At 63.5% G+C, this 25,997-nt stretch carries 24 protein-coding genes; 8 read left to right on the top strand and 16 right to left on the bottom strand.

Features of this window, described 5'->3' with window-relative positions; genetic code table 11:
* Positions 1–35 precede the first annotated feature (35 nt).
* From RQH14_RS19620 to RQH14_RS19605, 4 genes are all read left to right on the top strand, one after another.
* Positions 36–692: a DUF3000 domain-containing protein gene (locus RQH14_RS19620; protein WP_311214803.1), complete on the top strand. Its 657-nt coding sequence runs from the start codon at positions 36–38 to the stop codon at positions 690–692.
* A 91-nt stretch (positions 693–783) separates the two neighbouring features.
* On the top strand, positions 784–2,145 hold the full coding sequence (locus tag RQH14_RS19615; protein ID WP_311214802.1) for an HRDC domain-containing protein: 1,362 nt from the start codon (positions 784–786) through the stop codon (positions 2,143–2,145).
* A gap of 191 nt (positions 2,146–2,336) precedes the next feature.
* Entirely contained in the window at positions 2,337–3,599 is a 1,263-nt protein-coding gene (locus RQH14_RS19610) for an acetyl-CoA C-acyltransferase (protein ID WP_311214801.1), read from the top strand.
* Positions 3,596–5,740 carry a 3-hydroxyacyl-CoA dehydrogenase NAD-binding domain-containing protein gene (locus RQH14_RS19605; protein ID WP_311214800.1) on the top strand — a complete coding sequence of 715 codons (2,145 nt, stop codon included), beginning with the start codon at positions 3,596–3,598 and terminating at the stop codon, positions 5,738–5,740. Before RQH14_RS19610 ends, RQH14_RS19605 begins: the two co-directional genes overlap by 4 nt.
* Positions 5,741–5,835: 95 nt before the next feature.
* Here the strand turns inward: RQH14_RS19605 and RQH14_RS19600 are convergent, their stop codons facing one another.
* From RQH14_RS19600 to RQH14_RS19565, 8 genes are all read right to left on the bottom strand, one after another.
* On the bottom strand, positions 5,836–6,813 hold the full coding sequence (locus RQH14_RS19600; RefSeq protein ID WP_311214799.1) for an aldo/keto reductase: 978 nt from the start codon (positions 6,811–6,813) through the stop codon (positions 5,836–5,838).
* A gap of 9 nt (positions 6,814–6,822) precedes the next feature.
* Positions 6,823–7,041, bottom strand: a complete 219-nt coding sequence (locus RQH14_RS19595; protein ID WP_207597183.1) for a hypothetical protein — start codon at positions 7,039–7,041, stop codon at positions 6,823–6,825.
* A 32-nt stretch (positions 7,042–7,073) separates the two neighbouring features.
* A complete protein-coding gene (locus RQH14_RS19590) occupies positions 7,074–7,634 on the bottom strand; it encodes a hypothetical protein (RefSeq protein ID WP_311214798.1) in 561 nt (186 codons plus the stop codon).
* Positions 7,631–8,197: a DUF402 domain-containing protein gene (locus RQH14_RS19585; protein ID WP_311214797.1), complete on the bottom strand. Its 567-nt coding sequence runs from the start codon at positions 8,195–8,197 to the stop codon at positions 7,631–7,633. The genes RQH14_RS19590 and RQH14_RS19585 overlap by 4 nt, the downstream gene beginning before the upstream one ends.
* The gene (gene dxs / locus RQH14_RS19580; protein WP_311214796.1) at positions 8,194–10,167 is read right to left on the bottom strand and encodes a 1-deoxy-D-xylulose-5-phosphate synthase; all 1,974 of its coding nucleotides are present in this window, start codon (positions 10,165–10,167) and stop codon (positions 8,194–8,196) included. The genes RQH14_RS19585 and dxs overlap by 4 nt, the downstream gene beginning before the upstream one ends.
* A 175-nt stretch (positions 10,168–10,342) precedes the next feature.
* Positions 10,343–13,153 (bottom strand): aconitate hydratase AcnA, encoded by a 2,811-nt coding sequence (acnA, locus tag RQH14_RS19575; protein ID WP_311214795.1) that lies wholly within the window; start codon positions 13,151–13,153, stop codon positions 10,343–10,345.
* A 231-nt stretch (positions 13,154–13,384) separates the two neighbouring features.
* Positions 13,385–14,758, bottom strand: a complete 1,374-nt coding sequence (locus RQH14_RS19570; protein WP_311214794.1) for a TRAM domain-containing protein — start codon at positions 14,756–14,758, stop codon at positions 13,385–13,387.
* On the bottom strand, positions 14,759–16,732 hold the full coding sequence (locus tag RQH14_RS19565) for an APC family permease (protein WP_311214793.1): 1,974 nt from the start codon (positions 16,730–16,732) through the stop codon (positions 14,759–14,761). It lies immediately after the preceding gene.
* A 115-nt stretch (positions 16,733–16,847) separates the two neighbouring features.
* Between RQH14_RS19565 and RQH14_RS19560 the strand changes: the two genes are divergently transcribed.
* Together RQH14_RS19560 and RQH14_RS19555 are read left to right on the top strand one after the other, a co-directional pair.
* The gene (locus RQH14_RS19560) at positions 16,848–17,519 is read left to right on the top strand and encodes a TrkA family potassium uptake protein (RefSeq protein WP_311214814.1); all 672 of its coding nucleotides are present in this window, start codon (positions 16,848–16,850) and stop codon (positions 17,517–17,519) included.
* Complete coding sequence (locus RQH14_RS19555; protein ID WP_311214792.1) at positions 17,519–18,256, top strand: NAD-binding protein; 738 nt, start codon at positions 17,519–17,521, stop codon at positions 18,254–18,256. Before RQH14_RS19560 ends, RQH14_RS19555 begins: the two co-directional genes overlap by 1 nt.
* On the opposite strand, the gene RQH14_RS19550 is transcribed toward RQH14_RS19555, so the two are convergent.
* From RQH14_RS19550 to dut, 4 genes are all read right to left on the bottom strand, one after another.
* Positions 18,223–19,005 (bottom strand): DUF3159 domain-containing protein, encoded by a 783-nt coding sequence (locus RQH14_RS19550; protein ID WP_311214791.1) that lies wholly within the window; start codon positions 19,003–19,005, stop codon positions 18,223–18,225. The genes RQH14_RS19555 and RQH14_RS19550 overlap by 34 nt on opposite strands.
* Complete coding sequence (locus RQH14_RS19545) at positions 19,002–19,379, bottom strand: hypothetical protein (RefSeq protein ID WP_311214790.1); 378 nt, start codon at positions 19,377–19,379, stop codon at positions 19,002–19,004. The genes RQH14_RS19550 and RQH14_RS19545 overlap by 4 nt, the downstream gene beginning before the upstream one ends.
* Positions 19,372–20,115 carry a DUF3710 domain-containing protein gene (locus tag RQH14_RS19540; protein ID WP_311214789.1) on the bottom strand — a complete coding sequence of 248 codons (744 nt, stop codon included), beginning with the start codon at positions 20,113–20,115 and terminating at the stop codon, positions 19,372–19,374. Before RQH14_RS19540 ends, RQH14_RS19545 begins: the two co-directional genes overlap by 8 nt.
* 108 nt (positions 20,116–20,223) lie before the next feature.
* A complete protein-coding gene (gene dut, locus RQH14_RS19535; RefSeq protein WP_311214788.1) occupies positions 20,224–20,763 on the bottom strand; it encodes a dUTP diphosphatase in 540 nt (179 codons plus the stop codon).
* 104 nt (positions 20,764–20,867) lie between these two features.
* Here dut and RQH14_RS19530 point away from each other — a divergent pair, with 104 nt between their 5' ends.
* Entirely contained in the window at positions 20,868–21,365 is a 498-nt protein-coding gene (locus RQH14_RS19530; protein ID WP_311214787.1) for a DUF3093 domain-containing protein, read from the top strand.
* A gap of 36 nt (positions 21,366–21,401) precedes the next feature.
* Here the strand turns inward: RQH14_RS19530 and RQH14_RS19525 are convergent, their stop codons facing one another.
* The gene (locus tag RQH14_RS19525; protein WP_311214786.1) at positions 21,402–21,701 is read right to left on the bottom strand and encodes a DUF4193 domain-containing protein; all 300 of its coding nucleotides are present in this window, start codon (positions 21,699–21,701) and stop codon (positions 21,402–21,404) included.
* Positions 21,702–21,997: 296 nt separating this feature from the next.
* Here RQH14_RS19525 and sepH point away from each other — a divergent pair, with 296 nt between their 5' ends.
* Positions 21,998–23,341: a septation protein SepH gene (sepH, locus tag RQH14_RS19520; RefSeq protein ID WP_311214785.1), complete on the top strand. Its 1,344-nt coding sequence runs from the start codon at positions 21,998–22,000 to the stop codon at positions 23,339–23,341.
* Between the two features lie 9 nt (positions 23,342–23,350).
* Here sepH and RQH14_RS19515 read toward each other — a convergent pair whose 3' ends face one another.
* From RQH14_RS19515 to RQH14_RS19505, 3 genes are read right to left on the bottom strand one after another with little or no spacing between them, the layout of a single operon-like run.
* Entirely contained in the window at positions 23,351–24,052 is a 702-nt protein-coding gene (locus tag RQH14_RS19515; RefSeq protein WP_311214784.1) for a thymidine kinase, read from the bottom strand.
* Positions 24,045–25,235: an alkaline phosphatase family protein gene (locus RQH14_RS19510; protein WP_311214783.1), complete on the bottom strand. Its 1,191-nt coding sequence runs from the start codon at positions 25,233–25,235 to the stop codon at positions 24,045–24,047. Before RQH14_RS19510 ends, RQH14_RS19515 begins: the two co-directional genes overlap by 8 nt.
* A gap of 26 nt (positions 25,236–25,261) precedes the next feature.
* Positions 25,262–25,987 carry a DUF5998 family protein gene (locus RQH14_RS19505; protein ID WP_311214782.1) on the bottom strand — a complete coding sequence of 242 codons (726 nt, stop codon included), beginning with the start codon at positions 25,985–25,987 and terminating at the stop codon, positions 25,262–25,264.
* Positions 25,988–25,997 lie beyond the last annotated feature (10 nt).

The following is a 25,997-nucleotide window of genomic DNA, read 5'->3' as shown; positions in this document are numbered from 1 at the left end:
TGGGATTCGCCGCCCCGGAAGCATAACCTGCGAGGGTGAACGCCCTCGCACAGGTTCCCTCGGACTTTCTCGTCGCCTTGGGAACACTACGAAAAGCCCAATGCCGCAGTGAATTGCGGCTGGATGAGATCCCTGCGCCCGCCCGGCTGGCCCCGTACGCGGTGGCTTTGGGTGCGGAAGTTTTCAGCCCCACTGCGGCTACGCGTCGCGTACCCGTTCACGGGCCGGCGGCCAAGGCCTTCGCAGCGAGCCAGGCGAACACGCCGGCGAGCGAGGACGACGACGAACTGGCCACTGGCCGTTTCATCCTCCTCTACGATCCGGATGGTTCACCGGTGTGGGAAGGTGAGTTCCGGATTGTCACCTACATCCGGGCCCAAATGGACGCAGAGATGGGCAACGACTCCATGCTTGGCTCAGTCGCTTGGACTTGGTTGGTGGACGCCTTGGAGAACCATTCAGCCCCGTATCGCGCGGCGGGCGGCACCGCAACAAGGATCCTCTCCGAGAGCTTCGGCACACTGTCCGAACGCCCGGACACCATAGATATTGAACTTCGCGCTTCCTGGACTCCAGCCAGCGCTGACGTCCAGGCGCACTTGGAGGCCTGGTCCGACATGGTCTGCACTTTCGCGGGGCTTCCTCCCCTTCCCCCGGGCGTTACTGGACTTCCCAACAGGAGGCTGAATTGACCACTGATGACACGTCGCCGAAGGCGGCCAATACACGGCCAGTACTGCGTCCCGGCGTGAACCCGGCGTGAATCGGTAAGCTTAAGCCACCATGACCCCTGAAAATCTGGATAAAACCACAGCCGGCGATCCGGTTGCTGATCCCACCACCCACATCAAGGTAGACGGCTTTGACAGCCACGTCCCCGAAGTCATCGATCTCGATACGCCACGCGAAGGCGTCCCCCTGGTCATCGATACTCCCGCCGGACTTGAGCGCTGCGCCGCCGCCATCGCCGCTGGAACAGGACCCGCCGGGGTGGACGCAGAGCGCGCCTCCGGCTTCCGTTACGGCCAACGCGCCTTCCTGGTGCAGATCCGCCGCGAGGGAGCGGGAACCTGGCTGATCGACCCCGAACCTTTCGACAACCTGGACATCATCAACGAGGCGCTCCGGGGCGTCGAATGGATCCTGCATGCAGCCACCCAGGACCTTCCCTGCCTGTCCGAACTCGGCATGTGGCCGGACAAACTATTCGACACCGAACTTGCAGCACGCCTTGCCGGGCTTCCCAGGGTGGGCCTGGCAGCCGTCATCGAGCAACTTCTCGGATTCGGCCTGGCCAAGGAACACTCTGCAGCCGACTGGTCCACCCGCCCACTGCCCGAGCCCTGGCTCCGGTACGCAGCGCTCGACGTCGAAGTTCTTGCGGAATTGCGTGAAGAGCTCATCGAACTGCTGGAGGCCGACGGCAAGCTGGAGTATGCCAAGCAGGAATTCGCCGGCATCCTTGCCGCCGGTATTTCCCCGCCCCGGGTGGATCCTTGGCGGAAGACGTCCGGTCTGCACCAGATCCGGGACCGCCGTCAATTGGCGGCAGTCCGCGAACTCTGGGAGGAGCGCGATCAGCTGGCACGTAAACGCGATGTGGCGCCGGGGCGCCTGATTCCCGATTCGGCCCTGGTGGCAGCCGCGAAAGCCATGCCCACCACTGTCCCCCAACTCCTGGCCACCAAGGGTTTCCATGGCCGCTCCGCCCAACGCGAGGCACCACGCTGGCTTCGATGCATCACCAGCGCCCGCACCCTGACCGATGTACCGCCCTTGCACCTGCCCACCAACGCTCCACCACCGCCGCGGGTGTGGGTGGACCGCGATCCTGAGGCTGCAGCACGCCTGGCGACGGCACGACCCGCCCTGCAGGCCAAGGCTGACGAACTCAACCTGCCGGTAGAGAACCTGCTGACACCGGACTTCCTGAGGCGCATTACCTGGCGGCCGCCGTCGGACGTTTCCCTGGAAGCGGTAGCTGCCGAATTGCGTGCGTTGGGCGCCCGCGAATGGCAGGTCTCCTTTGCCGCACCGATCCTCACGGAGGCATGCTTGAACCCCAAACCCCTTCCGGCCAAAGAATCCAAAGCGAAGGACAATCGGCAGCCCCAGGAAACCCAACAGTCAACGGACTCCGCCTGAGCCTGTCCAGACTGCCGGGCCCGTCACCCCGAACTCCGGTTCGCGGCGGCGGGCCTTTCGCGTCTCCAGGTTCATTCGGCAGGAGGTTGACACACCTTGCACCGTAAGTTACCGACGAGTAACATAGCGTTAATGCCAACCGGAGCACCCGCGATGCGGGCCGGCACCATGTCTCAACGAGGAGTTAATACATGAGTCCATCACGCAGTGCCCAGAGGAACGTCCGCGACGTCGTCTTCGTGGACGGAGTCCGCACCCCCTTCGGCAAGGCCGGCGACAAGGGAATTTACGCGGGTACCAGGGCCGATGACCTCGTGGTGAAGTGCATCCGCGAACTGATGCGGCGCAACCCGTCGCTGCCTGCGGACCGAGTGGACGAGGTGGCTATTGCCGCCACCACCCAGACCGGCGACCAAGGCCTCACCATCGGGCGCACCGCCGCATTGTTGGCCGGACTCCCCCGCACCGTTCCCGGCTTCGCCATCGACCGCATGTGCGCAGGTGCCATGACGGCGGTAACCACGACGGCGAGCGGCATCGGGTTCGGCGCCTACGACGTCGTCATTGCAGGCGGAGTGGAACACATGGGCAACCACCCCATGGGCGCCGGAGCCGACCCCAATCCGCGGTTCATGTCCGAGCGGCTGGTGGACCCGGCTGCCCTGAACATGGGCAACACGGCCGAAAACCTGCACGACCGCTTCCCTGCCATCACCAAGGACCGCACGGACGCCTACGCAGCGGCTTCACAAGCCAAGCTCGCCGCCGCGTACTCCAACGAGCAAATCCAGCACGACCTCGTCCCCGTGGCCACCATGAAGCCGGGCCAGGGCTGGGCGCTCCACACCACGGACGAACCCCCGCGCCCCGGAACCACGGTGGCCGACCTTGCCGAACTGCGGACCCCTTTCCGGGCCCATGGCCGCGTCACTGCCGGCAATGCCGCAGGACTCAATGACGGCGCCACGGCTGCCGTGCTCGCCTCTGCTGACGCTGCGGAGGAACTGGGCCTGTCAGTCAAGATGCGCCTCGTCTCCTACGCCTTCGCCGGCGTCGAACCGGAAGTGATGGGCATCGGTCCCGTTCCGGCAACGGAAAAGGCGCTCAAGAACGCCGGACTGGGAATCGAGGACATAGGGCTCTTTGAGATCAATGAGGCTTTTGCTGTCCAGGTATTGAGCTTCCTGGACCACTTCGGCATCGCGGACGACGACTCCCGCGTCAACCGCTACGGCGGGGCGATCGCCGTCGGACATCCGCTTGCTTCCTCCGGCGTCCGGCTGATGAACCAGCTGGCCCGGCAATTCGAGGAAGATCCCACCGTGCGTTACGGCATCACCACTATGTGCATCGGCCTTGGCATGGGTGCCACAGTGATCTGGGAGAACCCGCACCACGCCCACTACGCTTCCTCCACCGCTGACACCGCCACCACCGAAGGAGCCGCCGCATGAGCGCCGCCGAATTCCAGAAGCTCGCCGCCCTTTTCCCTGACGAAGTGGTCACCCACTCCTACGTGCAGGATATTCAGCTGCCGGGTGGCGCAGGAACCTTCGCGCTGATCACCCTGGACAATGGCTTGGACCACTCCAAGCCCACCACGCTGGGCCCCAACACGCTAGTTGAATTGGGCGGCGTCCTGGACCACCTCAAGGAACGCGCTTCACGGGGTGAAATCGAGGGCGTCGGTGTCACAGGCAAGCCGTACTTCCTGGTGGCCGGCGCCGACCTCTCGGCCGTGAAAACGCTCAAAGAGCGCGAGCACGGGCTTTGGATGGCACAGCTTGGCCACGCCGTGTACAGCACCCTGGCAAACCTGGGCGTGCCAAGCTTCGCCTTCATCAACGGCCTTGCCCTGGGCGGCGGACTCGAAATCGCCCTGCAGTCCACGTACCGCACCGTCTCCACAGGTGCCGGTGCCTTGGCCCTGCCCGAAGCGTTCATCGGCCTCGTGCCGGGGTGGGGCGGCGTCTATATCCTGCCGCGCCTCATCGGCCCCGAGAACGCCGTCAAGGTGATGATCGAGAATCCCCTCAGCAACAACCGGACACTCACTGGACCGCAAGCATTCGAGCTGGGAGTGGCCGATGCCATCTTCGAGCCGGCCGACTTCGTGGAACAGTCGCTCGCCTGGGCAGCACGGGTCATTTCCGGCGATGTCACGCCTGAGCGGAAGAACTCCGTAGATGCCGCGGACGACGCAGTCGCTGGGCGTTGGGCGTCGGCAGTCTCCGCTGGACGGGCTTTTGTGGAGTCCAAGACCTCCAACGCCTCCCCTGCCCCGGCAAAGGTCCTGGACGTCATGGAGGCCAACCGCACCATGACACAGTCGGAATCGGCAGAACTCGAGTGTGAGACCCTCGCAGGGCTCATGCAAACCGACGAGTTCCGCTCCACCGTGTACGCCTTCCTTGACCTCGTCCAGAAGCGCTCAAAGCGTCCTGCGGGTGCCCCTGACCGCAAGCTGGCCCGCCCGGTCACCAAGATCGGTGTGGTTGGCGCAGGGCTCATGGCAAGCCAGTTGGCCTTGCTCTTCGCCCGGCAATTGAAAGTCCCCGTCGTCATGACCGACATCGATCAGGCACGGGTAGACAAGGGCGTCGCCTACGTCCATGCCGAGGTGGACAAGATGTTGGCGAAGAAGCGGATCAAGCCCGACGCCGCCAACAGGACCAAAGCGCTAATCACAGGCTCCGTCTCCAAAGAAGCCTTCGCCGACGCCGACTTCGTCATCGAGGCAGTTTTCGAAGAACTGCACATCAAGAAGCAAGTCTTCGCAGAGGTTGAAGCGATCGTTTCTCCCGAATGCATCCTGGCCACCAACACGTCGTCACTCTCCGTCACTGCCATGGCCGAGGACCTGTTGCACCCGGAACGCCTGGTGGGCTTCCACTTCTTCAACCCGGTTGCTGTCATGCCGCTGCTGGAGATAGTCCGGGCACCCAAAACGGACGACGCCGTACTGGCCACTGCGTTCGAACTCGCCAAGGGTCTCAAGAAGACCGCCGTGCTGGTCAAGGATGCCGCTGCCTTTGTGGTCAACCGCATCCTGCTCCGCCTCATGGGTGAAGTCATCGCAGCGTTCGACGAAGGAACACCTGCCGACGTCGCTGACAGTGCCCTGCGTCCCATGGGGCTGCCAATGTCACCGTTTACCCTGGCGTCCATGGTGGGCCTGCCGGTCGCCCAGCACGTGCAGGAGTCCCTGCACACAGCGTTCGGCGACAGGTTCCCCGTCTCGCAGAACCTGCAGAAGCTCATCGACAACGGAGTAAAATCCCTGTGGGTCCCAAGCCCCGATGGAACGCCTGTCATCCCGGCTGAGACCTTGGCCATCATGTCCTTCGGCGACACCCCGTCCACCAGTGCCGAAGTCCTTCGACGCACGCAGGATGCCCTGGCGGAGGAAATCGGGCTCATGCTCGCCGAGGGCGTCGTCGCCGGACCGGAAGACATCGACCTATGCGTCATCATGGGCGCCGGCTGGCCGATGTTCCTCGGAGGCATCACTCCGTACCTGGATCGTGTGGGCGCTTCGGAGCGGGTCAACGGCAAGAGGTTCCTGGCACCGGGGATCGCCTCGGCACCTGCCTGACCCGTCCCTCTTTCACCTCCCGCGGGCTAAACCGGAGCGCTCTCTCACCAAGGTGAGAGAGCGCTCCGGTTTAAGGGCTGTTATGTGAGAGACGGCTAGAAGAGGGCAACCTTGGGTGCTTGCGGGAAGATCTCATCCAGTTCGGCCCGGTCATCCAGTGTGGGAACCCAGCAAACGGCTTCGGCGTTCTGGCGGATCTGCTCCGGACGGGTGGCACCTGCGATGACGCTGCCGACGCCGGGCTGCGCGGCAAGCCAGGAGAAGGCCAGCTGCAATTCAGTGATGTCCCGCTCCTTGGCGAACTGGCCAAAGCGACCCAGCTGATCCCAGTCGGCGTCATGCACCAGGTTGGTGCGTGTGTGGCTCAGGCGGGTACCCTCCGGCGCTTTGCCGGCAGAGTACTTTCCGGTGAGCAGCCCGTTGGCAAGCGGAAAGTACGGGAGCACACCCAAGGAGAAAGCCCCGGCGGCAGGCAGGACTTCGAGTTCAGCACGGCGATCCAGCAGGTTGTAATGATTTTGCGTCGAGATGAAGCGTGCACCCCCCAGTTGGCGACCGACGTACTCCGCTTCGGCGATCTGCCAGCCCGCAAAATTCGAATGTCCGATGTAGCGGACCTTGCCACTTGCCACCAAATCATCCAACGCGGAGAGCGTCTCTTCGATGGGTGTCAGGGGATCAGGAGTGTGGAACTGGTAGAGATCGATCCACTCGGTATCCAGTCGGCGGAGCGATGCTTCGACGGCCTTCACGATGTAGCGGCGCGAACCACGGGCTCCGAAATCGTTCCCGTTGACACCCTTCATGTCCATGCCGAACTTGGTGCCAATGACGACGTCGTCACGCCGGCCTTTGAGCGCCTTGCCCAGCATGGCCTCGCTCAGGCCCGGCTCGCGTCCGTAGACATCGGCAACGTCAAAGAAGGTCACTCCGGCATCAAGCGCAGCCTGGACAACGGCGTCCGTGCCCTCCTGGGACTCGGTGGGTGTATTGGCGCGCCCTAGATTGTTGCAGCCCAGCCCAACGGCTGAGACGGTCAATCCGGAATGGCCAAGGCGTCGGTATTCAGTCATGAAATCAGCCTAGCCGCCGCTGTAGGAGATTCCCGATTCCTCCATGGCGTCCTCAAGCTGGGCGATGGCCACCGGTCCCATGCCGTGGAGCTTGGAGATTTTTACCTCTCCGAATTCCGCCAACTGCTCCAGGGTCTCAATTCCCTCGTGCGCCAAAGCCCGTCTCGCCGGTGCCGCGAGCCCCTTGGGCAGGGGTGTATGTCCGGGCCAGTTGCTCTTGGACGCCATGGAAGTCCCTCCTTGGTGCGTTGGGGTGCTACTTAGAGAGTAAAGCCCACGCCCTGCTTGGGCGAGTGCTTCACCCGGAAGGCGTCGGGCTCGCTGTGGGGCGCCGCGGCGATGGTGAGCTTGGTAAAGTCCAGGTCCTCACCACGAACACAGATCTTGATGGCGTTCACGGCCTTGTTGACGTCCGGGCAGAGGCAGAAGATGTTCAGGTGGCCGTTCCCAATTTCGGACCGGTCCACGACGCCCAATCCACGCCATGCCAGTTCGCCTGTCAGTGCGGCCTTGGCCTTCCGTTCAAGATGACGGTCCCGCTCGGTGCCATCCGTGGTCTTGAGGGCAATCTGGGCAACAACCCAGAACTGCCCGGACTCGGGAATCTCCGCGTATCCGTCTTCCTCGCACTGCGCAGCGAAGGCCGACATCAAACCCTCCACCGAGGATTCGTCCTCCACGCCGGTTTCGTCGGTTTTGCTCTGATGACCCACAACGCCGTGATTGATCACGAATTGCTGGTCCTCGTCGTCGTACCAGGCTTCCCGGAAGTGCAGAACTCCCTCAACGTCCCGCTTGTACGTACGAATAATGCCGCTCATGCCCGTCCTTTCCTGAACCATTCGGCGCTGGTGCTGGCACCAGCGACATCGAACGGTTCTTTCATGGCCGCTACAGCCTCCAAAAGGGCTGCGCATTCCATGCGCATAGCGGCCACTGTTTCGTCCGGATAGCCCATGGCCACCCGGTGCTGCTCAAACTCGTCTTCATCGTCAACAAACACACCGTGCAGGGTGGAGCGGATCACGTCCAGGTCCATGTCGATCATATGGAACTCCGTGACACCGGGCCTGATGGTGTTCCAACTGTGGGCCGTGGCGAGGTCAACGTAGATCCGGAAGTCGCCCGGGTACGTATCGTCGTAGAAGGTCGCCACGAACTCACCGGTCCTCGGGACCAGCAGGACAGCGTCCGAAGCCGTGTAGAAGGCTGCCCCGGGACGGGAACAGAACTCCCCCGCGCCCTGGAAAATCCACCAGCCGTGAATGTCTTCGCCAAGATACCTGCCAGGCACCACCCAGTGGGCTTTGCCGTTCCATTTCCTGTTCCTCGACACCACGAGGTCGCCGGGCTGCAGTGCGCCCGGTCCGCGGTTGTCCATCACAACGTGGGCAGACTGCCGGTGGTGGGGTGTTCCTGGCCAGGCAGGGGCCTCGCGAAGGGGACCTTGGTCCCCAAAACCTGGGCTACGACGTCGTGCGTTATCTTCTGGGCGGTGAGTCCAACGCGCTCCAGGACCTGGCTCCGGGTGCCGTGGACGAGGAACTCCACCGGCAAACCGACTTCATTAAGGGCCGTGTCCACCCCCGCAGCACGCATTTCCTGCCGGATGCGGGAGCCAACGCCACCAGCGCGCACGCCGTCTTCAATGCAGATGACCAGGCGATGGCGGGCAGCGAGGGCAATGATCGATTTACGGACCGGAAGGACCCAACGGGGGTCCACCACCGTGGAACTGATGCCTTGGGCGCCCAGTCGGCCGGCTACATCCAGCGCAAGCTCAGACATGGCCCCCACGCTGACAATGAGGACATCGTTTTCGGTCGAACCATCGGGTCGGCGGGCGAGGATGTCAACGCCGTCGTGAAGTCGTTCAATCGCTTCAACCTCGGAACCAACGCTGCCCTTCGAGAACCGCACCACCGTGGGGGCATCGTCAATCGCGACAGCCTCCCTCAGTTCTTCGCGGAGCCTGGTGGCATCGCGGGGCGCCGCCAAATGGAGTCCCGGCACGATCTGGACCATGGCCATGTCCCACATGCCGTGGTGGCTGGGGCCGTCCGGGCCGGTGACTCCGGCCCGGTCCAGGACAATCGTGACGCCGGCCTTATGCAGGGCAACATCCATGAGGAGCTGGTCAAAGGCCCGGTTGAGGAAGGTGGCATACACCGCCACCACGGGATGAAGGCCGCCGAAGGCCATGCCTGCAGCCGACGTGAGGGCGTGCTGCTCAGCGATGCCGACGTCGATGACGCGTTCCGGGTGCCTCTCGGCAAACTTGTGCAGGCCCACCGGAATCAGCATGGCGCCTGTAATGCCCACGATGTCCTCGCGTTCATCGGCAATGTCCGCGATCTCCTCAGCGAACACCGAGGTCCATGACCTGGCGCCGGGCATCTCCGTGGACTCGCCCGTTTCGGGGTCGATGATTCCCACGGCGTGGAATTGGTCTGCCTCGTTGGCCAAGGCCGGAGCGTAGCCGTGGCCCTTCTCGGTCATGGCGTGGACGATCACCGGACCTCCGTAGGCCTTGGCGGTGTTCAGCGCATTTTCCATGGCCTGAAGGCTGTGCCCGTCCACCGGACCGATGTACTTCATGCCCAGGTCCTCGAACATGCCCTGGGGGGCCCACCAATCCTTGATGCCCTTCTTCATGGCGTGCAGGCTCTTGTAAGTGAACTGCCCGGCGGGTCCGCCGTTCTGGAGCTTCTTCTTCCACCAGTCCAGCATCCGCTCATACGCCGGGGTGGTGCGCAGGGAGTCGATGGTGGGGCGCAGCGAAGCGAGGTAGTCGGCAAAGCCGCCTACAGTGGGTGCGTAGGAACGGCCGTTGTCATTGACCACAATGACCACACGGCGACGTTTGTCAGCGGCGATGTTGTTGATGGCTTCCCACGTCATGCCACCGGTGAGTGCGCCATCTCCCACAACGGCGACGACGAACCGGTCACCTTCGCCGGTGAGTTGGCGGGCCCGTGAAATGCCGTCGGCCCAGGACAGGGAAGACGAGGCATGGGAGCTCTCCACAATGTCATGCTCTGATTCAGCGCGCTCTGGATATCCGGAGAGTCCACCCTGCTGGCGGAGGGTGCTGAAATCCTGACGGCCGGTAAGCAGCTTGTGCACATAGGACTGATGCCCGGTATCGAAGACAATACTGTCCCGCGGGGACTCAAAAATCCGGTGGACGGCCAAGGTGAGTTCAACGACGCCAAGGTTGGGGCCCAGGTGTCCACCTGTCGCAGCTACGTTGGTGATCAGGAATTCCCTGATTTCGCCGGCCAGTTGTTCCAGCTCGGTGCCGGACAGTTTGGCCAGGTCCTGTGGATCCTTGACGGCTTCCAAAAGTCCCAACGGCCCTCCTTAGGGTGAATGACGTGCTTGTTAACTTTAGCGCGTGCCCGGGACCCGCGTGTTTCCCCACGCTGGCGCACTGCGTGGCATCGATACCGGGACGGCAACAGCCCCGGCTGGTCAGGCGACCGGCCGGGGCTGTCTTGCGTCGGATTCAGCTGGAAAGCAGCTGGACCTACTTTGCGGTGATTTGGCGCAGAACGTACTGCAGGATGCCACCGTTGCGGTAGTAGTCCGCTTCACCCGGGGTATCGATACGCAGGACTGCGTCGAAGGACTTGCTGGTGCCGTCCTCAGCCGTGGCTGTGACCTTCAGCGTCTTCGGGGTTGTGCCGTTGTTCAGCTCGGTCACACCCTCCACTGCGAAGGTTTCCGTACCGGTCAGGCCCAACGTTGCTGCGGACTCGCCAGCCGGGTACTGCAGCGGAAGAACGCCCATGCCGATCAGGTTGGAGCGGTGGATGCGCTCATAGCTTTCAGCGACGACGGCCTTGACGCCGAGGAGCGCCGTGCCCTTTGCTGCCCAGTCACGAGATGAACCGGAGCCGTATTCCTTGCCTGCCAGGACCACCAGCGGCGTTCCCGCAGCCTGGTAGTTCTGAGCGGCATCGTAAACGTAGGCCTGCGGTGCATCTTCCTGGCTGAAGTCGCGGGTGAAGCCACCCTCAACGCCGTCCAAGAGCTGGTTCTTGATGCGGATGTTGGCGAAGGTACCGCGGATCATGACTTCGTGGTTGCCACGGCGTGAACCGTAGGAGTTGAAGTCCTTGCGCTCCACACCGTTGGCCAGGAGGTACTGGCCTGCCGGAGTGTCCGACTTGAAGGAACCGGCCGGCGAGATGTGGTCCGTGGTGACGGAGTCGCCAAGCTTCAGGAGCACGCGGGCACCGGAAATATCCTGGACAGGATCCGGCTGGGCCTTCATGCCCTCGAAGTATGGGGGCTTCCGTACGTAGGTGGAATCCTCGGCCCAAGCGAAGGTGTCACCGGCGGGGGTGTCGAGTGCCTTCCAACGGTCGTCGCCGTCGAAAACGCCCTCGTAACCCTTGGCGAACATTGCCTCGTCGATGGAGGAGTCGATGACTTCCTGCACCTCGGTGGGGTTCGGCCAGATGTCCTTCAGGAAGACTTCGTTGCCTTCGGAGTCGGTGCCCAGGGCATCGGTTTCGAAGTCGAAGTCCATAGAACCGGCAAGTGCATAAGCGATGACCAGCGGCGGGGAGGCCAGGTAGTTCATCTTCACGTCCGGGTTGATGCGGCCTTCGAAGTTGCGGTTACCGGAGAGGACCGCCGTCACGGAGAGGTCGTTGGCCTGGATGGCCTCGGAGATTTCCGGCTCCAGCGGGCCGGAGTTGCCGATGCAGGTGGCGCAGCCGTAGCCCACAATGTAGAAGCCGAGCTTCTCCAGGTACGGGGTGAGGCCGGATTTCTCGTAGTAGTCCGTGACCACCTTGGAGCCGGGGGCTACAGAGGTCTTGACCCACGGCTTGGACGTCAAGCCCTTGTCCACGGCGTTGCGTGCCAGGAGGGCAGCAGCCAGCATGACGGACGGGTTGGACGTGTTGGTGCAGGATGTGATCGATGCGATCGACACTGCACCGTGGTCCAGCTCGAACTCGCGTCCGTCGGCGGTCTTGACGTGAACGGGCGAGGACGGGCGGCCGTGCGCACCATTGGCGGCGGACGCAACGCGTGCCGTCTCCGTGGTGTGCGAATCGGCGTGCGTGAAGGACGGCGAATCGGAAGCGGGGAAGGACTCATCCAGGGACTCGTCCACGCTGCCGTCTTCAATGGAGACATAGTTGTGGATGTCCTTACGGAACTGCTCCTTGGCATCCGTGAGCTCAATGCGGTCCTGGGGACGCTTGGGGCCGGAAATCGAAGGAACAACCGTGGACAGGTCGAGCTCGAGGAACTCGGAGAAGCGCAGTTCGCGTGAGGCGTCGTGCCACAGGCCCTGTTCCTTGCTGTATGCCTCCACAAGGGCGACATTCGCTTCGGAACGACCGGTCAGGCGCAGGTAGTCCAGGGTGACGTCATCGATGGGGAACATGGCAGCCGTGGAACCGAATTCCGGGCTCATGTTGCCGATGGTGGCGCGGTTGGCCAACGGCACGGCGGCAACGCCTTCACCGTAGAACTCGACGAACTTGCCGACAACACCGTGCTTGCGCAGCATTTCGGTGATGGTCAGGACGACGTCGGTGGCGGTAGCGCCGGCCGGGATGCTGCCCTTGAGCTTGAAGCCCACAACGCGCGGGATCAGCATGGAGACGGGCTGGCCGAGCATTGCTGCCTCGGCTTCGATGCCGCCAACGCCCCAACCCAGGATGCCCAGGCCGTTGACCATGGTGGTGTGCGAGTCAGTGCCCACACAGGTATCGGGGTAAGCGCGGAGAACGCCATCTACCTCGCGGGTCATGACGGTGCGTGCCAGGTACTCGATGTTGACCTGGTGGACGATGCCGGTTCCCGGGGGGACAACCTTGAAGTCGTCGAACGCGGTCTGGCCCCAGCGAAGGAACTGGTAGCGCTCACCATTGCGCTGGTATTCGATCTCCATGTTGCGCTCCAGTGCGCCGGAGTTACCGAAGGCGTCGATCTGGACGGAGTGGTCGATGACCATTTCTGCAGGTGCCAAGGGGTTGACGCGCTTGGGATCGCCGCCAAGTTCCTTGACAGCTTCGCGCATGGTGGCGAGGTCAACAACGCAGGGAACGCCGGTGAAGTCCTGCATAATGACGCGGGCCGGGGTGAACTGGATTTCCGTGTCGGGCTCCGCATTGGGATCCCAACCGGCCAGGGCGCGGACATGGTCCGCCGTTATATTGGCGCCATCCTCAGTCCGCAGGAGGTTTTCAAGCAATACCTTAAGGCTGAACGGAAGGCTGTCTGCGCCCTCTACGGAGTTCAACCGGAAAATTTCATAATCGGTGCCGGCTACATTCAGTACGCCTTTGGAACCGAAGCTGTCCACAGTGCTCATGGCAGGACTCCTCTCGCAACAGTTTCATCTTTGTCGCGTGGTTGGCCGCTAGCCAGTTAGGCGCACCTTACTTAGCCGGGCGGCATCTCTCGTGATCACCCCGGTCCGCGGTGATGATTCCTGCGAAGCGGGGTACTACGCCCATCGTAGTGGCATCCGTGCCAAGAGTGGCAGGCTGCCGACCAAACCCGGCGCCGCCCGCCGCACTCCGGCGGGCGGGCGACACTCCGGCTAGGCGGAAGGGACGATCAGGCCCACTGTTTCGAGGTGATGGGTATGGGGGTAGAGATCGAAGGCCCGCAGTGACTCGAGGCGCCAGCCTCCCTGATGGAAGTAACCCAGATCACGCGCAAAGGAAGCAGGATCGCAGGACACATAGGCGATTGCGCGGGGACCCGTGGCCATCAATTGCTTGATGACAGCCTTTCCGGCTCCCGCCCGCGGCGGATCCAGCACCAGGGAATCGAAGCTCCGCGCACTCTGGTGCAACACGCGTTCCACCCGCCCTTGGACAATTTCCACCTGCGGTTGCCCGTGCAGGTTCTTGCGGGCATCGCGGCTTGTGCCGGGGGCACCCTCCACTGAAAGCACCGAGCCAGTGACACCCACTGCATCGGCCAGCGGTGCCGTGAACAGCCCGGCACCGGCGTAGAGATCGGCAACTGCGGCGCCGGGCTGCAAGTGCCCGCCGCGCGAAAGATAGTCCGTCACAGCGCCCACCAGCGTTTCCGGTGCGTCTTTGTGGATCTGCCAGAAACCCTCGCCGGTGACCCGGTAATCATGGCCCGCCGCGGTCTCCTGCACCCAGGTCCTCCCCCGGAGCTGCAGGACCCCGCCCTTGCTGGGGTCGAAGCTGGCGACGGACACGTCATGCGGCAACTGAGACAAAATGCTGTGCACCCTCTTGGGGCTCGTCCCCTCCTCCGGCGCCAGTAGTATCAGGGGCCTGGAACCATTGGCCGGGACGGCAACCTCGACGCGGGCGATGCCCGAGAGGTCAAGGTCCCACAGCTTCAGGTCGTTCAGTCCGGGGAGCGCCAACGGCATCTCCTTGATGGGAAGCACCACGTCCGAGCGGTGGGCATGCATGCCCAACCGCCCCTTGGAGGTCACGGCAAAGCCGGCGCGTGTGCGCCAGCCGAGGCCGTCATCGTGATGGTCCCCCACGGCTTCCACCTCGGTGGCGAGGTCCAGTCCGGCCAGCCGCTTGAGTTGTTCGGCGAGCACCTCGGCTTTCAGGGCGCGCTGGTGCTCCAGCGAAATATGCCCGAGCTCGGCTCCGCCAACCGGCGGCCCGCCGCGGCGCCAGGAGGCCTGCGAATCCGCTGCCCTCCAGAAGTGCGGGACCCGGTGCGGCGAGGCTTCAAGGACTTCGACGACGTCGGCCCGCCAGAAGCGCGACGAGTCACCGGAGTCAGTCAACCGGATACGGACCTTCTCCCCCGGGATGGCGTGCCGGACGAAGATGACGCGGCCATCATGCCGCGCGACGAAGTGCCCTCCGTGCGCGATGGGACCAATGTCAACGACAAGTTCAGTACCGGACGCCCCCTGGTTGTCATTGACGGGGTGATCGGTGTGGGAGGAATTGCTGTGGGAGGTCATTTAGGTATCCTGCAGTGCCTTTGCTTCTTCGGAGGATTTCAGCTGCCACGGAACGCTGGCAACCATGACTCCAGGTTCAAAGTGGAGCCTCGTCTTGATTCTGAGTGCTGTCTGGTTATGGACCAGTTGTTCCCACCATTTGCCCACGACATATTCGGGGATGTAAACCACGATCAGGTCCCGCGGCGAGTCACGGCGCATGTTCTTGATGTAGTCCATGATGGGCGTCACGGTCTCGCGGTACGGGCTGGCCAGGACGGTCAGGGGCACCGGAATTTCCAGTTTCTCCCAATCCCGGACGGTGTGCTCGGTCTCCTCGGTGTTGATGTCTACGGTAATTGCATCAAGGCGTGAGGGCCTCGACGCCCTGGCATAGGCCAGCGCCCTCAGGACAGGCTTGCGGACGTGCGAGACAAGCAGCACCGCATGGACACGGGTGGGCAACGCCCGCGGGGACGAGTCCTCGTCCACGGCCAGTTCCCTGGCCACATTGTCATAGTGGGCACGGATGCTCCACATGATGAGGAAGAGGACAAACATCGCAAGCAAAGCGATCCAGGCACCTTGCTCGAACTTGGTGATCAACACGATCACCAAGACCAAGGCGGTCATGCCGAAGCCCAGCATGTTGATGGTGCGCGACTTGAAGATGCGGCGGCGGACAGCCTTGTCCCTGGCAAGCTTCAGCTCCCGGCCCCAGTGGCGGATCATCCCGAGCTGGCTGGCCGTGAACGAGATGAAGACGCCCACGATATAAAGCTGGATCAGCTTTGTGACATCGGCATTGAACGCAAGGATCAGCACCAGGGCGCCGGCCGCCAGAGCCAGGACGCCGTTGCTGAAAGCAAGGCGGTCACCCCTGGTTCGGAGCTGGCGGGGAAGGTAACCGTCCTGGGCCAGGATGGAGCCAAGCACCGGAAAGCCGTTGAACGCGGTGTTGGACGCAAACACGAGGATCACACCCGTGGCAGCCACCACGACATAGAAAAGGATGGAGCCCGAGCCGAAGATGGTGTCCGCGATCTGGCTGATGGCGGGCGTCTGGATGTAATCCTCCGGAAGGGGTTTGCCGTCCACCAGGAACTCGCGCGCAGGGTCCAGGACAATGTGCACCTTGGTGGCGTTGGCGAGGTAGAGGATTCCGGCCAGCATGGAGGCCGCTATGACGCCCAGCAGCAGGAGGGTACTGGCTGCGTTCTTGCTCTTTGGCTTGCGGAAATTGGGCACGCCGTTGCTGATGGCCTCAACACCTGTGAGCGCCGCGGCCCCCGAGGAAAAGGCCCGCAGCAGCAGGAAAGCTCCGGCAAGTCCTACCAGTCCCTCGTCGAAGCCCGGCTCCGGGACGATGGTGAAGTTGGCGGAGGGCGCCTCACCCAGTGTCCCGGTAGCTGCTTGGAAGATGCCTACCGCGGTCATGCCCAGGATGGAAGCCATGAAGATGTAGGTGGGGACGGCGAAGAGCGTCCCGGCTTCCTTGACCCCGCGGAGGTTGACCAGCGCAAGGATGACCACTCCGATGGTGGCGATGAGTGCCTGTTGTCCGTGCAACGACGGAATGGCCGTAGTGAGGTAGGTTGCCGCCGAGGACATGGACACCGCCACAGTCAGCACGTAGTCCACCAGCAGGGCCGATGCCACCGTGAGCCCGGCATATTTGCCCAGGTTGACGCTGGCAATCTCATAGTCGCCGCCACCGGACGGGTAAGCGTGGACGTTTTGCCGGTAGGACGCCACCACTGTGAGCAAAACCACCATGACCGCGAGGCCGACAAGCGGGGAGAAAGCCACGGCGCTGACTCCCGCCAGCGCGAGGGTCAGCAGGATTTCGTCAGGGGCATAGGCTACCGAAGACAGCGCATCCGAGGCGAAGATCGGCAAAGCGATGCGTTTGGGCAACAAGGTGTGGGACAGCCGGTCGTTCCTGACTGGCCGGCCCACCAAAACCCGCTTCGCGGCATTCAAAATTGTCAGCACTCCGCAAAGCTACTCTGAATCCCCATCGATGTCATGACGGTTGTCGCGGGCGCAGCCACGCCGCACCGGTAAAGTCATACCGAGCGGGACGGACAGCACAGATAAAGGAGACATGGTGGCTCACTTCGTGATCATGGGTTGCGGCCGTGTTGGCGCAACCCTGGCACACACTTTGGAGGATGCCGGCCATTCGGTCGCCATCATCGACCAGGACGAGCGGGCCTTCCGCCGGTTGCGCAACACCTTTACCGGCCGCAAGGTCACCGGGGTGGGTTTCGACCGGGACACCCTCAAGCAGGCCGGCGTGGAAGAGGCCTACGCCTTCGCCGCCGTCTCCAGTGGCGACAACTCGAACATCCTGGCCACCCGGGTAGCCCGCGAGACCTTCCACGTTGCCCACGTCGTGGCACGGATCTACGATCCCGGACGCGCCGAAATCTACCAACGGCTGGGCATCCCCACGGTGGCAGCCGTCCGCTGGAGCGCCGACCAGGTCCTCCGCCGCATTCTGCCGGAGCAGCATTTGGCCGGAGACTACCGCGAGCCTTCAGGCCGGCTCGTGCTGGCCGAAGTGGACCTGCACGAAGACTGGATCGGCCACAGCCTCGCTTCGATCGAGGCCGCCTCGGGCATCCGCATCGCCTTCCTCACCCGGTTTGGTGAGGGCGTGCTCCCCCAGGCCGGTACGGCTTACCAGGAAGGCGACACGGTCCACGCGATGCTGAGCCTGGACAGTACGTCCGAGATCAGCCGGATCCTCGCCAAAGCACCCGCCAAGGAGTCGTAGTGAAAGTTGTCATTGTTGGCGCAGGAAGCGTCGGCTCGTCCATTGCGCGCGAACTTCTGGCCCATAAGCACCAGATACTGCTGATCGACCTCAAGCCCGAGGTCATTGGCCGCAGCGGGTTGCGCGGCGCCCGCTGGTTGGTGGGCGATGCCTGCGAACTCAGCACCCTGCAGGATGCAAAACTTGAGGATGCCGACGTCGTGGTTTCAGCCACAGGGGACGACAAAGTCAACCTTGTGGTGTCCCTGCTGGCCAAGACCGAGTTTGGTGTGGGACGCACCGTGGGCCGTGTGAACAACCCCAAGAACGACTGGATGTTCAATGATTCCTGGGGAGTCGACGTCGCGGTCAACACCCCGCAGCTCATGACGGCGCTGGTGGAAGAGGCCGTGGAAATCGGCGACATCGTCCGCCTGCTGACGCTGCAGACCGGAGTGGCCTCGATCGTCGAATTCACCGTCCCGCATGACTCCCATGTCATCGGCAGCACTGTGGGCGGGATCGACTGGCCGGAGGACGCCACGTTGGTAGCCATCCTGCGTGACCAAGCGCCGATCACCCCAACCCGGGATGATGTCCTCGATGGCGGCGACGAGCTGTTCTTCGTCACCACCATCGCGGCCGAAGACGGCCTCCGGTCACTGTTGTCGCCAGGTTCCGACGACGGCGGCGAACCCCGTGAGGGAACGTCCGGAGCCGCTGATCAGTCCTCTGAGGACGATGGCTTCGACGGCTGAGGTGCAGGCTTGGTGAGCAGCCAGGCAATCCAGAGGCCCAGGATGTACAGCGGGGCGCCCATCAGGAGCCTGGTGGTCGCCAACGCTGTCAGGCCGGCCTCACCCATAAAGTACAACGGGACCTGCACCACCAGGCGCAGTGCAAGCACCGCCACTACGATCCACGTACCCAGCTTGTAAGCCCGGAGCCGTTCGGGATCCTTCCGCCACTCGAGACCCTCATTGCGAACGAAGCCAAAGAGAAGGCCCGCCACAGGCCATTTGAGGGCAATGGAGAGCACCATGGCCACGATGTAGGCGATGTTGGTGAAGAAGCCCAGGACGTAGAAGTCCTCTGCCTTGCCCGTGGTATTCGCCAGCCACGCGGAGATCCCGACGCCCACCACTCCGGCCAATGCCTGGGTCAGGGGACGCCGTTGGATCAACCGGACAACGGTGAACACCGCGGCGGCAGCCAAAGCCGCCACCAACGCAGGGGTCAGATCCCGCGTCACGGTGAAAACCACCAGGAAAACCAGCCCGGGAAGAATGCTCTCAGCGATTCCCTGCCACCCACCGGCGGACTTCAGCATGTCCACATGCCCAGCGCTGTTCCGGTGAAGGCCGGCTTTTTCGGCGTAGCCGGCAGCGAGATCGGACACGCCGGAGGCTTCCGCCGACGGCTTTGCGGAACCAGCCGCCGGTGAGGTCCGGTGATCGGGAACTGCGCCCCCGGTTTCCTTGGGTTCTGATCCGTTGGCCACGGTCATAGATGCTCCTGACGGGAAAGTATTTCGTAGCGTGGATTGAACATGGCCGGCAAACCGTCATGCTGGGTCACCATGCCGTTCAGGCGAAGCTGCACACCGGCCTCGATGCCGGGGACGCGTGTCCTGCCGAGCCAAATGACGCGAAGACGGTCGTAGGGCTTCCGGACTCCGCCTGCGCTGACGGCCTGATGTGATCCAGGGCCCAGGGCGTCGACGACAACAGCGGAGAAAAAAGGCTGATCGCTGGGCGGCTGATGCGTGACCGACTCGATGAAGCCCGTGCACACCGCCCTTCCCCGGGCAGGAAGATCACGGACTCCCTGCGTCCGGGGACGCTGGCCTGCCAGCCCTCCCCCGCCCGAAGTGTCAGCCAATCTGCGTGATCTCCGGCCCTCGTTCGGGCTGTTCCATGGCCGGAGCACCCTGCGGAGCGCCAGCCTGTCCCGGCACGGCAGCGTCCTTGGGCAGGCGCAGCTGCAGCAGTTCGCGCGGAGGCATCGGGTTGTCGCCGCGCACCACCACTACCCGGCGGAACAGTTCTTCCAGCCCTGCTGCGGCGTCACGTTCCAAGGCAGCCTGACCACCAAGGACTCCGCGGAGGAACCAGCGCGGTCCATCCACGCCCATGAAGCGCGCGGCACGGAAGCCGCGGCTGCCATCGGCCGCTTCAGCTGGCAACTTGGCCACCAGCTCGGTACCAAACGCCCCGGAAACCTCTTCGGTTTCCCCGCCCTGACTGGCCACGGACTGAGTGATCTGTTCCCGGATCTCGTCCCACAAGCCCTCAGAACGCGGTGCCGCAAACGCCTGGAGCTGCAGGCTGGAACCATCCAGGTCCATGGTCACGGCCACCACGCGCTGGGTGGCCTCTTCAACCTCGAGCCTCAACTGGAGACCTTCGGCAGGAGCGATGAGGAGCGCACCGAGGTCCACGTAACCGTCACGGTCCTCGACCTCGTCTATATCCAAGGGGCCTTTGGCAAGCCGGAAATCACCGGGCGTGCCAGGCTGATCTGATTCAGGACTTTGTGCCTCAGCACCGGATTCCTCGACGGTGCCGGTGGTTTCCGACCGCTCGTCCTTGGACTTTTTGCCGCGCCCAAAAAGCATTGGGTTTTCTCCTTAGTAGTGGTCTATCCCCAAGTAAACCGCACCCACGTTGAACCACGTTAACCTCGCCAAGGCGATGCCCCGACGTAGGGAGGTCCAGTGGTTTGCTTAGGCCTTCGGTGCGTTGAAGCCGCCCGTGGAACCGAACCCGCCGGTTCCACGAACGGAATCGGACAGCTGGTCAACGGCCACGAACCGCGCGCACTCAACGCGCTGAATCACCATTTGTGCAATTCTATCGCCGCGCTTGAGGTCAATGGCGTGGTTTTGGTCGGTGTTCAGGAGCGTCACTGCGATCTCACCCCGGTAGCCTGCATCCACAGTGCCTGGAGCGTTGACGACGGTCAGCCCGTGCTTGGTGGCCAGTCCCGAACGCGGGTGGATCAGAGCCACGAATCCATTCGGCAACGCTATCGAAACGCCCGTGGGAACAAGTTTCCGCTCGCCGGGGGCGAGATGAACGTCCTCGCGTGCCCGGAGGTCGGCTCCGGCGTCTCCCGGGTGCGCGTACGACGGCGCTTCCAACCCGGCGTCGAGCATTTTCAGCTGCACTTCGAGGGTGGGGGCTCCGTAGGCCGCGGGGGTTTCACTGCCGTTGCCGGTTCCGGGGGCGGTGTCTGTACTGAATACTGCGGTCTCATTGCTCACAGTGGTCCATTCTACTGGGAGCAGGAACCCGCGCACCCGGCGTGCCGGCCGCCGTCACCTGACGGTGGACGCAGCGGCGCCGCATCGCCCGATAAGCTGGAGGCATGCCTACGCCTGACCAGTCCTCCCCCGTGCCTGCCCGGAACACCCCGTCGTCATCAGAGATCCTCTACTCCGAGAAACTGTGGCCGTCAGTGTGGATCTGGGTTGTGGTGGTTGGCCTGTCCGGCGCCGGCATCCTGATGTTCGGCCCCATCAGCGCAGCAACGGGCATCATCGCCGCCCTGGTCCTGCTTGCCATCATGACCATCATGTTGGTGCTCTCAACACCCACCATTACGGTTACCCCCACCACCGTCCGGGTTGGCCGGGCGAGCATCGACCGGAAGTTCGTGGGTTCCGTCCAGGCCTTCACCAAAGCCGAAGCCACCGCCGAGCGGGGCCCCCGGCTCAACGGACTTGCCTACATGTGCTTCCGTGGCTGGATCGACCCCGTGGTCAAGATTGACATCACGGACCCCGCGGACCGGACTCCGTACTGGCTTGCCTCTTCCCGCAGGCCTGACGAGCTGGTGTCGGCGCTCACCGCCCCGCGGGACTGACAACGTTCTGCAGGAACACCCTGCAGACTGACGCACCTAGCTTTCGCACTCCCTGCAGTACAAGTGTCCGCCACGCTCTGCGGCGATCTGGGACCTGTGCTTCACCAGGAAGCAGTTGGAACAGGTGAACTCGTCCGGTTGGGGTGGCATGACCTGAATCAGGAGTTCTTCACCTGACAGATCAGCACCCGGCAACTCAAAGCCGTCGGCAAGGTCCGACTCATCGACGTCCACGGCGGAAGATTGCTTCCCCGACTGGTGCGTCTTGAGCTCTTCCAGGGAGTCCTCGCTGACGTCTTCCTCGGTCTTTCGAGGGGCATCGTAATCGGTGGCCATGGTCCTTCCTAGTCCTCCTCCATACCTGCAGTGGATTCTCGCCGGTCCGGCGGCCATCGCCGCCGGTGTGAGGGTGCAACGCCGCACGCCTCGGATTTGTGCCCGATATCGGCCAGATTGTCCTCTCCCGGCCCGCTAAAGTCCATAGCCCCCGTCGTTGCCAATGAGCACCGGGAAAACTCATCACCAGGCCTGTTTCACCGGAATATCACGGCACGCCCTCGCTCCTAGTAGGAAAAGACCCCGGCGGGTGGCAGAGTTTCGAATGTCAGTTATGCCATGTGGTGGAGGGTGTTATGCAGGATCTACGACTGGTAGGCGTCCACGACGACGGCGGGCATCTGCTTTTGAGCGGCCCCGGCGGTGCGATGTTCCAGCTTCCGATCGACGAAGCCTTGAGGGCAGCGGCGAGCCGGACCCCTGCCCAAGTGGCGGCCCGCGCCGCCAACACAGCCATTGCCATGTCCCCGCGCGACATCCAGTCAAGGATCCGCAGTGGAGCAACCGCGGCCGAAGTGGCCGAGCTGTCCGGACTGCCCCTCGCCAACGTCCAACGCTACGAAGGACCCGTCCTCGCTGAGCGTGAGTACGTCGTCAGGCAAGCACGCAACATCGAGGTCGCTGCACCCGCTCCCGGCCACGACGCCTACCGATCAGCTTTCGGCGACAACCCGGCCACGCTGGGTGAAATGGTAGACCACAGGCTCGCTGCCCACGGCATCGATTCCGCCACAGCGGAATGGGACTCGTGGCGCCGTACAGACGGTTCTTGGACCGTCGTCGCACGCTTCGAAACGGTACCGGGCACCCACGGCAGCATCGGCGAGGAACCTCCCGCCATGTGGACCTTCAGCCCACAGCGCAAGTCCCTTCAGAACGCCAACCGCTGGGCCCAGCAACTCAGCGAACTGGAGCCACTGGATGGACCTGTCCCGGCACGCAGGCTTGCTGCCGTCTCGGACCGGCCCTTCGATTTCGAAACCGATGCTGAGACAGCCGCCCGTGCATCTGCCAAGGAGTCGGACAGCCTGCTGGAAATGCTCCGTTCGCGTCGGGGGCAACGCTTGGGCGTGGACGAAGACGGAGACGACGCCTTGGCGGTGCTGCTGAGCAACGTTCCCGCCGCCCACCCACGGTCCGGGAGCGAGCACGAGGACCTCGAAGAAACCGCCGCTGCAGAGCCCGAACCGGCCACGGTGGTCGCGGAGGAACCCGCACGCAAGGACGGACGCCCCTCCATGCTGTCGCGGCTGAGCCTGGCACCGCGGCACTTCGAGCCCCACGATGAAGATGATGACGATTCGCTGAAGCTTCACCAGGGCGTCAGCACGGAAACACGGGAAATCACGGTGGTAGCCAGCCCGCTGCGCCCCGTCACTTCCCTCACAGGGCGCAAACCCGCCGGTCTTGACGAGCTCCTTGGTGGCAGCAGCGCTCCTCGAAAGGCAGAGGACTCTCCACGCGAGGAATCTCCTGAAGATCCCCGGGGCAGCGAAACGCCTGCCGATGATGCCAAGAACCCCGAGGACTCCGGGGTCCGCAAGGACGCCGATGCCCCTGCCGAGCGCCAGCCGTCACGGCCAAAGCGGTCCAGTATTCCCAGCTGGGATGAAATCGTCTTTGGAGCCCGCGGAGACTAGTTCCACGACCTAGCTGAGGCGGAGCCCCCCGGCGCCCGGCCAGAGGCAGGCGTCAATGTCGAAAGGGAGCGGCTGGTCCGCCCCTGCCATCAGGTTGGCACCATGCGCTGTGACCCGCCGCATGTAGTGGCGGCGGCACAATGTCTCGTAGCCCACCACAGCCTTGTCGCCTCCGGTGGAGGGTGCTACGTCACCCACCATCACTTGTTCGCCTTCCACCACCATGATGCCGTTCACCGTCCGGGCATTCTGGGTTGCCCGGCGCCCACACCAACACAAAGCTTCCACTTGCAGCACCTGGACCTTATCGGCCAGCTCAATGAGGCGCTGCGAGCCAGGGAACAGCCTGGTGCGGAAGTCCGACGTGATGCCAAAGGCGAAGACGTCCACCTCCATCTCATCCACCACGCGCGCCAACTGCTCCACTTGGGCGGGTGTATAGAACTGCGCTTCATCGCAAATAAGGTAGTCCACGCGAAGTCCGCTGGTGCGGCGGACCACCACTTCGTCCCAGAAGTCAGTGCTGCCCTCAACCTCCACGGCGTCGATGTGGAGTCCCAACCTGCTGGAGATGGTGGAGTACCCGGCGCGGTCGTTGCAGCTAAAGCGAACACCTCCGCGGCCCCTCGCGCGGTGGTTGTGGTCCATCTGGAGGGCCAGGGTGGACTTGCCGCAGTCCATGGTGCCGGAGAAGAAGACCAGTTCAGCCACGTTTACCCTTCTTGCCGGCAGCAGCGAAACATACCAGGGGAACTTCGCGCTCGGCTTTGGTCAGCGATCCGTGCTGGCCCACCACCTCCAGGGAAGCGGGGCGGGCACGGCGGGTGTCATACAGTGCCAGGGTGTCGCGGGCTGCAATCATGACATCGCCGATGCGCGGTGCAACCTCCGGTCGGACAGCACCGAACAATCCGGCGTCCACGGCCTGGTTCCGCGTGAAAGCCCAGATCCGCTCACCGAAACGATTCCGCCAGGCTGCAAGCAGGGCATCGCGATGCTCAACTGTGGCGTCCGGCTCAAGGTACAGGTGGACCATGCGCGGCTCCCCGGCAGTGTGCCTTACTCCTGCCACCAAGGATTCATCCGCGGAGTAGTCGAGCCTCTGGGACTCCGGAACGTCCACCATGCCGTGGTCACCGGTCAACAGGATGGTGGTACCTGCCGGGAGCGTCGAGGAGAGCCGTTTGACCGCGGAATCCAGTTCTTCGAGTTGATGCTCCCAACGGTCCGACTGGCAGCCATAGCGGTGGCCCGCTTTATCCAGCTCATTGAGGTAGAAGTACATCAGGGAACGTCCGCCACCGGACATGGCCTCCGCCGCCGCGGCCGTCCGTGCATGCAGCGTGGTGCCGCCAACAAACCGGCTTCCCCGCAGGGCGGCCTGCGTCATGGGCGAATTACCGAATTGCGGCAGGCTCACTGTCACCACATCCAGTTCCGGGGCCAGGCGTTCAAAGACGGTGGCGTGGGGCTGCCATTCCACCGGATCCACTTGTGAATCCCAGTTGCCCAGGAGGTTCACTACCTTGTCCTGCGCAGGATCCAGGACGTCGTATCCCACCATGCCATGTTGTCCGGCGGGCAAGCCGGTGCCCAGGCTCGCCAGGGAGGCTGCCGTGGTGCTGGGAAATGCTGAGTCGATCCACTGCGGGACGTTGCCCTGCCCTTCGGCCAGAACGGAGCGGAGGAAAGGCGTGTGGGAGGCCTTCTGTTTGAGCAGGTTGCGGCCCAAGCCATCTGCGAGGACAACGCAGACTCGTTGGGATGCCGGTACCTGTAGGTGGTTGGCGAACCCGGGCACTCCGAGAGCTGCTGCAGAACTCGTGAAGACTTCCGCGATCGATTTGCTCCCGAACAGCGGGGCGGAGGGAAGATCGGCTGTGTCGTGGGTCACCGGTGACGAGGTCTGTGCGGCTTCCCTCAACGCTGGTGTCCGCGGCTCAGACGGTTGCTGAAGACACCCGAACGTGGCCGTGGAGCCGGGATGGCCGTGTGCTGGACGGGAGCCGGATTTCCTGTGTTAACGGCACGCAGGGCGCGGGCAAAGAGCTTGGCGTCCTGGACGGCCTGCAGACCATCGGCTTCGGCGCTGATGCGCAGCACAATATCTTCCTGGGCAATGGTTCCGCTGTACCCGTGGTCTGCCTCGCACTGGGGGTCTCCGCAACTCGCCGGCCCCATGTCTAAACGCTGGCCTCCGGACCAGGCAATGGAGACAGTGAGCTCCCGTACAGGATCGGAGGGCTTGTAGTCCTGGGGCTGGGAGTACATGTAGCTGAGGACCACAGAGCGGATTTGGGCCACTGGGACGGATTCCGTGGAGATCTGCGCAACAATTTGCTCGCCGGCTTCATCAAGCTGCTGGTCGTCAACATGGGTAATCACCAGCATGTCTTCGGTGAGCACCAGTACAGTGATGTGCCTGCGGACCTCGGCGCGGTCGAAGTGCGTCTCCAAATGCACCAAATGGGAAAGGCACTCCCGGCCGTCCAAGGCGTCATCGACGACGTCGGCAACCAGCCGTGGATAAAACCCCGCCTGCTGCAGCGCCTGGTCCAGGCTCTGCCCCTGCGAGCTGTGGTTATGCGCGGTGTGGTGCCCGGTGTTGGACGGGCGTGATTGAGGCGTCGGAGACTGGGTGCTCATTCCCCCATTT

Source organism: Arthrobacter sp. WCS2018Hpa-7 (assembly GCF_031843805.1).
In the GTDB taxonomy this organism is placed as follows: domain Bacteria; phylum Actinomycetota; class Actinomycetes; order Actinomycetales; family Micrococcaceae; genus Arthrobacter.
The sequence above is the reverse complement of the archived record's forward strand: the minus strand, read 5'-3'. Positions and strand labels throughout refer to the sequence as shown.

Coding starts and splice junctions, on each gene's coding strand:
- RQH14_RS19615 (WP_311214802.1), top strand. CDS start 784: ATGACCCCTGAAAATCTGGATAAAACCACAGCCGGCGATCCGGTTGCT.
- RQH14_RS19610 (WP_311214801.1), top strand. CDS start 2,337: ATGAGTCCATCACGCAGTGCCCAGAGGAACGTCCGCGACGTCGTCTTC.
- RQH14_RS19605 (WP_311214800.1), top strand. CDS start 3,596: ATGAGCGCCGCCGAATTCCAGAAGCTCGCCGCCCTTTTCCCTGACGAA.
- RQH14_RS19600 (WP_311214799.1), bottom strand. CDS start 6,813: ATGACTGAATACCGACGCCTTGGCCATTCCGGATTGACCGTCTCAGCC.
- RQH14_RS19595 (WP_207597183.1), bottom strand. CDS start 7,041: ATGGCGTCCAAGAGCAACTGGCCCGGACATACACCCCTGCCCAAGGGG.
- RQH14_RS19590 (WP_311214798.1), bottom strand. CDS start 7,634: ATGAGCGGCATTATTCGTACGTACAAGCGGGACGTTGAGGGAGTTCTG.
- acnA (WP_311214795.1), bottom strand. CDS start 13,153: ATGAGCACTGTGGACAGCTTCGGTTCCAAAGGCGTACTGAATGTAGCC.
- RQH14_RS19570 (WP_311214794.1), bottom strand. CDS start 14,758: ATGACCTCCCACAGCAATTCCTCCCACACCGATCACCCCGTCAATGAC.
- RQH14_RS19550 (WP_311214791.1), bottom strand. CDS start 19,005: ATGACCGTGGCCAACGGATCAGAACCCAAGGAAACCGGGGGCGCAGTT.
- RQH14_RS19540 (WP_311214789.1), bottom strand. CDS start 20,115: ATGCTTTTTGGGCGCGGCAAAAAGTCCAAGGACGAGCGGTCGGAAACC.
- RQH14_RS19530 (WP_311214787.1), top strand. CDS start 20,868: ATGCCTACGCCTGACCAGTCCTCCCCCGTGCCTGCCCGGAACACCCCG.
- RQH14_RS19525 (WP_311214786.1), bottom strand. CDS start 21,701: ATGGCCACCGATTACGATGCCCCTCGAAAGACCGAGGAAGACGTCAGC.
- sepH (WP_311214785.1), top strand. CDS start 21,998: ATGCAGGATCTACGACTGGTAGGCGTCCACGACGACGGCGGGCATCTG.
- RQH14_RS19505 (WP_311214782.1), bottom strand. CDS start 25,987: ATGAGCACCCAGTCTCCGACGCCTCAATCACGCCCGTCCAACACCGGG.